Raw genomic sequence first — 3,567 nt, 5'->3', positions numbered from 1 at the left:
CCGACTTCCTGGTCAGCCCACCGGCCCGGGGCGGGCAGTCCCGGCGCCGTCGGGACGCCGTCCTCGGCCGCGGGGACCTGGGCCTGCCCGAGGCCGCCCGCCCTGCGCTCGCGGTGACCCGGCGGGCGATGCGCTACTGGACCGCCGACCCCCGCTACCTCAGTGCCCTGCTGGGCTCGGTGGCCGCCCCGCTCATCATCGTCGTGCTCGCCGGCACGGTCATCGACGCACCGGCGGCCGTCGCCCTGAGCATCGCGCCCCTGATGGGCGGGACGATCGGCTGGGGGCGGCACAACGACGTCGCCTACGACGGCACCGCCCTGTGGATGCACGTGGTGGGCGCGGTCCCGGGCTGGGCCGACCGCGCGGGACGCACCCTCGCGACCCTCGCCTGGTCGGTGCCGGTCGTCGCCGGGGTCGCGGTCCTGGGCTCGGTGGTCGCGGGGCGGGTCGACCTGCTCCCGGCCTCCCTCGGCGCGGGGATCGGTGTGCTCTGCGGCGGGCTCGCGGTCTCGGCCGTCGCGAGCGGGGCGCTCATCTACCCGGTGCCGGCTGCGGGGGCCAACCCCTACGCGGCCCAGATGGGGGCCGTGGGAGCGAGCATGGTGGCACAGCTCGTGACCTCGGTCGCGACCCTCGCGCTGTGCGTCCCGGTGCTCGTGGCCTTCGGCGCAGCGATGTGGTGGGAGCCGTCGATGGCCTGGGTCACCCTGGGCGTCGGGGTGCTGGGCGGCGCCCTGGTCCTCGCAGCCGGCGTGGCCCAGGGCGGGCGGGTGTACGACGCGCGCTCCGTGCGGCTCCTGGCACGTCTCTCCCGGTGAGCGAGCACACGGTGACCGCGTCGGAGCGCCGTCGTAGACTCGTCGCCATGAGCGAGCCGATGCCCCCCTCGACCGGTCCGGACGACCCGGGCACCCCCGGCTCGGGGACCTCGACGAGCGTGCTCGAGCGCACCGAGACCCGCGAGGAGGTCGAGCCCGGGGACCGCGAGCGGTTCTCGCACTACGTGCGCAAGGAGAAGATCCTCGACTCGGCGCTCTCGGGCAGCCCCGTGGTCGCGCTGTGCGGCAAGGTCTGGGTGCCGGGCCGCGACCCCAAGAAGTTCCCCGTCTGCCCCATCTGCCAGGAGATCTACGAGGGTCTGCGCGCCCCGCAGGACGGCGGGGACGGCTCCGGCTCGGGCGACTCCTCCGGCGGACGGTGACGCCCCAGCACGACGCCGCGCGCCACCCCTCGACCGACGGTTCCCCGTCGGCGGGGTCGTCCGCGGGCGTGTCCACCCCGTCGTCCTCGGCCGCCTCGCACCTCTCCCCGGCCTTCCCCGCCCGCGCCCCGTGGGGCACCGCGAGCAAGCTCCGCGCCTGGCAGGCCGCTGCCCTCGAGTCCTACGAGAGCCGCCACCCGCAGGACTTCCTCGCCGTCGCCACCCCGGGGGCAGGCAAGACGACCTTCGCGCTGCGGGTCGCGACGAACCTCCTCGAGCGCGGCGTCGTCCGGCGCGTCACCGTCGTCGCCCCGACCGAGCACCTCAAGCGCCAGTGGGCCGACGCCGCGGCGAGGGTCGGTGTCCACCTGGACCCGAACTTCCGCAACAGCCAGGGTCGCCACGGCGCCCACTTCGACGGCGTCGCGCTGACCTACGCCCAGGTGGCGAGCAAGCCCGCCCTGCACGCCGCCCGCACCGCGGCCGCCCCCACCCTGGTCATCCTTGACGAGGTGCACCACGGCGGGGACGCCCTCTCCTGGGGGGACGCCGTGCGCGAGTCCTTCGAGGGGGCCACGCGGCGCCTCGCCCTCACCGGCACGCCCTTCCGGTCGGACACCTCGGCCATCCCCTTCGTCGAGTACGCCGCCGACGCCCACGGCATCCGGCGCTCGGTCGCGGACTACGTCTACGGGTACGGCGACGCGCTGCGGGACGGCGTCGTCCGGCCCGTGATCTTCCTCTCCTACAGCGGGCAGATGCGCTGGCGCACCCGGGCCGGGGACGAGGTCTCGGCCCGTCTGGGCGAGGACATGACCAAGGACATGACCGCGCAGGCCTGGCGCACCGCCCTGGACCCGCAGGGGGAGTGGATCCCCTCGGTGCTGGCGGCGGCCGACCGCCGGCTGTCCGAGGTACGGCGCACCGTGCCCGACGCCGGCGCGCTGATCATCGCGACCGACCAGACCGACGCCCGGGCCTATGCCGCTCACCTGCGGACCCTCACCGGCGAGAGCCCCACGGTCGTGCTCTCGGACGACGACGGAGCCTCGGACCGCATCGACGAGTTCTCCGCCGGGACGAGCCGGTGGATGGTCGCGGTCCGCATGGTCTCCGAGGGGGTCGACGTGCCGCGCCTCGCGGTGGGCGTCTACGCGACCTCGACCGCGACCCCGCTGTTCTTCGCCCAGGCCGTCGGCCGGTTCGTCCGGGTCCGGCGCCGGGGCGAGACCGCGTCCCTCTTCCTGCCGAGCGTGCCGCAGCTGCTGGCCCTCGCCGCGACCCTGGAGCTCGAGCGGGACCACGCCCTGGACCGACCGCTGCCCGAGGAGGGGGAGGTCGGCCTCGCCGATGACCTGCTCGCCGCGGCGAACCGGGAGGAGAGCGCGTCCGACACGGTGGGGGCGGACGGCGTCCCGGGCACCTTCCAGGCCCTCGAGGCGCAGGCGAGCTTCGACCGCGTGCTCTTCGACGGCGGAGAGTTCGGCACCGGTGCCGAGGTCGGCTCGGAGGAGGAGCAGGACTTCCTCGGCCTGCCCGGTCTGCTCGACGCCGACCAGGTGAGCACGCTGCTCCGGCAGCGCCAGGCACAGCAGGTGAGCGGGGCCGCGGCGCGGCGTGCGGCCGCCGAGCCGGAGGTCGACCACCGGCGCCTGGTCGAGCTCCGCAAGGAGCTCAACACCCTGGTCGGGGCGTGGGCGCGGCGCAGCGGTCAGCCCCACGGCTCGGTGCACACCGAGCTGCGGCGTCGGTCGGGTGGCCCCGAGGTCGCACTCGCGACCGTCGAGCAGCTCGAGAGGCGCACCGCACTGCTCCGGGACTGGTTCGTCGGGCGTCGCTGAGCGGCTTATACCAGGGCAACCCGACCTTCGCGCGACTTCCCCGTTCAGGATGCGGGGCGCCTCAGAGGCTGCCACCGTTGTGTCACGAGCCGCTGGGCTTCCCCCAGACGGTCCACATGCAGAAAGGGCTCGTCATGCCTACCTGGTTGATCATTCTTCTTGTCGGTGTCGTCCTGCTGGTCTTCGGCGTTGCCGTCGAGGCCGCGCAGTTCCTCATCTGGATCGCGATCATCGTTCTCGTCGTGAGCCTGATCCTCGGGCTCGTAGGCCGCGGCAAGTCCAAGGTCTAGCCGCAGGACGCGGGCCTCACGGCCCGCACCGCCGTCACCGCGTGACGGCACAGCAGATCGACGGACGTCCGGGGACCGGTGGTGCGAGCCACCAGGTCCCCGGACGTTCGTGCGTCCGGGGACGGCCGGCTGCCCGTCGTGGGCGAGCGCGCTCAGTCCGCGAGCACGAGGCTCGCGGTCGGGATGGCCGGGTCCCCGGCCGACAGACGCCGTGCCCCGCGCGGCAGCTCCT

The 3,567-nt window shown here is 74.6% G+C and carries 3 protein-coding genes and 1 pseudogene; all 4 read left to right on the top strand.

What is annotated here, in order from left to right; all coding sequences use genetic code 11:
* A pseudogene (locus tag L0B03_RS15305) lies at positions 1-821 on the top strand (hypothetical protein); the annotation flags it as partial.
* 47 nt (positions 822-868) lie between these two features.
* Entirely contained in the window at positions 869-1,204 is a 336-nt protein-coding gene (locus tag L0B03_RS15300; RefSeq protein WP_250447359.1) for a DUF3039 domain-containing protein, read from the top strand.
* Between the two features lie 68 nt (positions 1,205-1,272).
* The gene (locus L0B03_RS15295; RefSeq protein WP_250447357.1) at positions 1,273-3,045 is read left to right on the top strand and encodes a DEAD/DEAH box helicase; all 1,773 of its coding nucleotides are present in this window, start codon (positions 1,273-1,275) and stop codon (positions 3,043-3,045) included.
* A gap of 134 nt (positions 3,046-3,179) precedes the next feature.
* Complete coding sequence (locus tag L0B03_RS15290; protein WP_250447354.1) at positions 3,180-3,335, top strand: hypothetical protein; 156 nt, start codon at positions 3,180-3,182, stop codon at positions 3,333-3,335.
* Positions 3,336-3,567 lie beyond the last annotated feature (232 nt).

Origin of the sequence: Actinotalea sp. C106 (assembly GCF_023630195.1) — a bacterium.
GTDB lineage: Bacteria > Actinomycetota > Actinomycetes > Actinomycetales > Cellulomonadaceae > Actinotalea.
Note: the sequence above shows the minus strand (reverse complement) of the source record. Positions and strands in the feature narration are given on the sequence as shown.

Coding starts and splice junctions, on each gene's coding strand:
- L0B03_RS15300 (WP_250447359.1), top strand. CDS start 869: ATGAGCGAGCCGATGCCCCCCTCGACCGGTCCGGACGACCCGGGCACC.
- L0B03_RS15290 (WP_250447354.1), top strand. CDS start 3,180: ATGCCTACCTGGTTGATCATTCTTCTTGTCGGTGTCGTCCTGCTGGTC.